This window comes from Psychrobacter sp. AOP3-A1-26, assembly GCF_052378235.1.
Classification (GTDB): Bacteria; Pseudomonadota; Gammaproteobacteria; order Pseudomonadales; family Moraxellaceae; genus Psychrobacter.
Map to the genome: position 1 here is coordinate 1 of NZ_JBQSXN010000130.1, position 4638 is coordinate 4638.

General features: G+C 44.6%; 3 protein-coding genes. 1 reads left to right on the top strand and 2 read right to left on the bottom strand.

Annotated elements, in window-relative coordinates:
* Window positions 1-12 precede the first annotated feature (12 nt).
* The gene (locus ACT3TU_RS13525; RefSeq protein ID WP_192524167.1) at window positions 13-474 is read right to left on the bottom strand and encodes a universal stress protein; all 462 of its coding nucleotides are present in this window, start codon (window positions 472-474) and stop codon (window positions 13-15) included.
* 352 nt (window positions 475-826) lie between these two features.
* On the opposite strand from ACT3TU_RS13525, the gene ACT3TU_RS13530 reads away from it, so the two are divergent.
* Window positions 827-3898 (top strand): insulinase family protein, encoded by a 3072-nt coding sequence (locus ACT3TU_RS13530; protein ID WP_192524168.1) that lies wholly within the window; start codon window positions 827-829, stop codon window positions 3896-3898.
* Window positions 3899-3991: 93 nt separating this feature from the next.
* On the opposite strand, the gene ACT3TU_RS13535 is transcribed toward ACT3TU_RS13530, so the two are convergent.
* On the bottom strand, window positions 3992-4555 hold the full coding sequence (locus ACT3TU_RS13535) for an NUDIX hydrolase (RefSeq protein ID WP_192524169.1): 564 nt from the start codon (window positions 4553-4555) through the stop codon (window positions 3992-3994).
* Window positions 4556-4638: the final 83 nt, after the last annotated feature.

The following is a 4638-nucleotide window of genomic DNA, read 5'->3' on the forward strand; positions in this document are numbered from 1 at the left end:
ATATTCTTAAACTTATTTATTCACAGGTTTATCGAGTCTGACCACTAGACTATCACAGGGCACATTTGGCAGGATATTATCTGCCGTCGCGCCGCTTAGCCAAGCAGCGATGCCATGACGTTCATGACGACCGATGACTAGTAAATCAACTTCATGTTTGTGGCAATAGTTCACAATACCTTCACTGTTAGAGATGGCAGTGGTTACTTCAGAATTGACCACATGTAAGTCGTTACGATCCAAAAACTGCGCCAGTTTGGCACGCGCTTCTTGGCAGCGTTCATCATCAATCTCATCATAAAGACTAGAGGCAGGCACTAGCTCGTAGCCAAAACCAACCATAGTATCTCTGACAATATGTAATACCGATAACTTGGAATTAGGGCGATTATCGACGATGCGTTTGGCTTTTTGGGCGACCACATCAGCATCGGACATTAGGTCTGTGACCAATAAAATATGTTGGTAACTCATGAGCGGCTCCTTGTGACAGATGATTTTAACTATAGCACTACTACCGACTGCTGTTAAGTATGCTTTGTTAAATGGGCGTTATCTTTATTAGTTATATTTTTAGCCATTTGCTATCTTGACTTATTAAGCGATGAGCCCCATCTAGTTTCGTTAGGCAAATTCTTTTTAGCTGATAAATGCCATTCCATTTAAAGATTACCTATATTTTTTATAACACTGCTATTTTTATACAAACCAATTTTATAAATATAAACCTCACCATTTTTGATTGCTTATCCTGATATGCGTCATTAGCTATAGGCTAAATGCGCTCTTTACTAAGAGGCCATCAGGATAATCTATAAGGATAACTATGACTGACACGCCATTTACCGCTGATTTAACTCTGCATCCAGCGTTTGAGCTGCTTGAGCACCGCCATATTGAGGCACTATCAATGGATGTGCTGATCAGTCAGCATGTTAAAACCGGTGCCATGCATTATCATTTGGCACATCCAAGTGATGAAAATGCCTTTTTGGTCGGCTTTCGCACCCAACCAATGGATTCAAAAGGCGAGGCACATATTTTAGAGCACGTGGCTTTATGTGGTTCTGAGAAGTTCCCTGTTCGTGATCCGTTCTTTTCAATGATTAAACGCTCATTGAATACCTTTATGAATGCGATGACCGCCGCTGATTGGACTGCGTTTCCGTATGCCACTCAAAATGAAAATGATTACTTTAATTTATTGGCAGTCTATCTTGATGCGTCGTTTTTCCCCAATATTCATCCGCTTGATTTTGCTCAAGAAGGCATCCGTGTTGAATTGGACGAAAATGATAAACCACAATTTAAAGGCATCGTTTTTAATGAGATGAAAGGCGCGATGAGTGGCGAGATTGACCAGCTGTATCATGCCGTTGCCCACCATGTATTCCCAACCACGACCTATCATTATAATTCAGGCGGTGATCCTGCTGATATTCCTGATTTGACCCATCATGAATTGGTTGAATTTCATCAAAGCCATTATCACCCGTCAAACAGCGTCATTATGAGCTTTGGTAATATTCCTGTTGCCCAAACGCAAGCAAAAATCCATGACGATGCTTTAGAGCAGTTTGAAGCAGGCAAAAAACACGTCTCGCGTCCAGAGCAGCGCCTGTCTGCGCCGATTAGCGCCACCGATACTTATACTGCTGACGAAGCCGGTCCCGATCAAACCCATCATGTGGTTGCTTGGTTATTACCGTCGATTACCGATCCGAAGCAGCGTTTGGCGCTACGTCTATTAGAAGGTGTGTTGGTTGAGCATGCTGGCTCGCCGCTGCGTGCCTATCTTGATAGCCATCCACTGGGTAAAGCGCCAAGTCCGTTATTGGGACTGGATGACAGCCATTATGAAATGGTTTTTTATACCGGTCTGCGCGGCTCTAACCCTGAGCATGCCGAAGCGGTAGAGCAAGGTATTATTGACCTGCTAACTGATGTTGCCAGCTCACCAATCGATGATGAAACCATTGAAACTATCTTGCATCAGATAGAGATTGATCAGCGTCATATCGGCGGTGACAGCATTCCTTATGGTTTGAATTTGATGCTAGAGGGCTTTAGTACGGCGATTCATGATGGCAATCCTATCGACGTATGGGAAGTTGATGAGCATCTGCAATGGCTGCGTGAGCAAGTCGTCGACGCGCAATGGCTACCAAGTTTAATTAAGACGCATCTGTTAGACAATCAACACCGTGTACGCGTCACATTAACGCCTGATAGTGAGAAGTCGGCACGTTTGGCGGCAGCTGAGCAAACACGTCTTGATACCATCGCCATGGATTTGACCGCTGATGATAAAGATATTTTGCACAAACAAGCGCTAGATTTGGCGGCGCGCCAAGCAGCTCCTGATGATTTAAGCTTATTGCCAAAAGTTGGGTTGGACGACGTACCAACTGACATCAGCTTTAAACAAGGCTCACAAAAGCAGGTGAGTTTGAGCGGGCAAGACAGTACGTTATTTGAATATGAAGCGGGCACTAACGGCTTATATTACTATCAAGTGATTGTACCGTTGACCGACGCAATTGGTGAAAATGCCAACAACAGTAACAAGCTGCCTGTCAATGAAGTTATCAATCATCCATTACTGCCGATTTATCTAAGTCTACTGTCAGAGTTGGGCACCGATTCGCACAGTGCGCATGAAATGCAAGCCAAGCAAGCGGCGCATTCATCAGGTGTCACCGCCAGAATCAGCCAACGCACCAATATCGATGATAGCCAAGCAATTAGCAGCTACTTTGTAGTGGCAACGCGGGCGCTGAATCGTAAGCCTGAAGCCATTGATTTGCTGAAAGAAGTGATGGAACACAGTGTCTTTAGTGAGCATGCCCGTATCAAAGAGATTTTGCAGCAGCGTCAAGCAGGTTGGCAGTCAAACCTTGCTGGCTCAGGACATGCCTATGCGATGCAAACCGCCGGTCGCGGTATGAGCCGTCAGGCACAGCTAGAATATGTACGCAGCGGTCTACCGGCACTAAATGCACTAAAAGATTTCTTAACCCATGCCAGTACCGACGATACGCAGTGGGATCAGCTAGCAACCAGCTTGATGGATTTACATCAACGTTTAATCAGCTTGCCGAAACATGCGGTGATTATTTGTGAAGCGGAACAAACCGAACGCTTAAGCAATTTGATTGTCGATAGCTGGAAAGACAGCCAAGCACCAAAGATCGCTGAAAAATTAAGCAATACTGATACGACTATTGAAGCGAGCATTCCAAGTGAGTTTGCCGACTTACAACTAGACTCGGCGCTCAATGGTGAAAATGATGGCGCTAAGCTAGAAGAAATTGCTGTCGAAGACTTGGCATGGTTGGCTCCGACCAACGTCTATCATAATGCCAGCGCTTATTCTGTGCCCGCTGCTGACCATCCTGATACCGCAGCCTTAATGGTATTAGCGCCTTATCTACGTAATGGTTATCTGCATAGCGCCATTCGTGAGCGCGGCGGTGCTTATGGCGGCGGCGCTGGTTACGATGCCAATGCTTGTGCTTTTAAATTCTTTAGCTACCGTGACCCGCAGTGTGCTGAAACCTTTGCCCATTTTGATGCCAGTATCGAATGGTTATTAAATGAGCCACAAACGGACGAGCAATTAGAAGAAGCCATCTTGGGAATTATCTCAGGAATGGATAAACCAGGCTCTCCAGCAGGTGAGGCTATCAAAGCCTGTTTCGCCAACTTGCATCATCGCGGCGTAGACTGGCAGCGTAAAATGCGCGCGGCAATTTTAGCGGTGACGGTTGCTGACTTACAGCGTGTTGCCAAGCAATACTTGCAAGGACAAAAACATGTTCGGGCAGTATTAGCACCGTATGATAAGGAAACGGCAGTACAGGAGCTTGGCTTTAAAGTGTGTAAAATCAAAAGCTAGCGTTGTAGTGGGTACTGTAATGACATTATAGTTGCTATGGTGGTCATATAAAAAAAGCCAAGCGTTTGCTTGGCTTTTTATGCTTAAGCGTTATCAATAGCGCTTAATACTTTGGTCTTTACCGATATGGTCTTGATGGATTGGGAACTTATCGTGGCTATCGAATTGCTGGCGGTCTGCAAAATAGCTTTTTAAAGTGCGACGTACCGCTTCAAAGGCAAGCTTATCCCATGGAATATCTTCTTCGGTAAATAAAGCACAGTCAAGACTTTCAGAGCCAATACCATAAGCACCGTCTTTTAAATCACTGATATAAATACTATAGATTTGTCCGATATCAGGTATATCATACAAGCAGTATAAATGCGGATTGGTCACGACTGCATCTGCTTCTTCAAAGCTCTCACGGGCAGCGCCTTCGGCCATGGTTTCACCGTTTTCCATAAAACCTGCTGGCAGTGTCCATAAGCCATACTGTGGCTCTATGGCACGGCGGCATAGTAATACCCGATGCTTATGCACGACCAACGAGCCACAAATTACTTTGGGATTTTCATAATGAATATAGTTGCAATTTGGGCATACCAAACGCGGCATATTATCCGTGGCTGGTATTTTGCGTTCTGCTTCATGACCGCATTGTAGACAATAGCGCATATCGACTGCCTTATATAATAAAAAGAGAAATGAGAAAAAGCGTAGTGGCTATTTTAAGAATTATAATTCTTTTTTTATCAAAT

Bases quoted from the DNA above. Each gene is read 5' to 3' on its own strand.
- ACT3TU_RS13525 (WP_192524167.1), bottom strand. From the start codon at position 474: ATGAGTTACCAACATATTTTATTGGTCACAGACCTAATGTCCGATGCT.
- ACT3TU_RS13530 (WP_192524168.1), top strand. From the start codon at position 827: ATGACTGACACGCCATTTACCGCTGATTTAACTCTGCATCCAGCGTTT.
- ACT3TU_RS13535 (WP_192524169.1), bottom strand. From the start codon at position 4,555: ATGCGCTATTGTCTACAATGCGGTCATGAAGCAGAACGCAAAATACCA.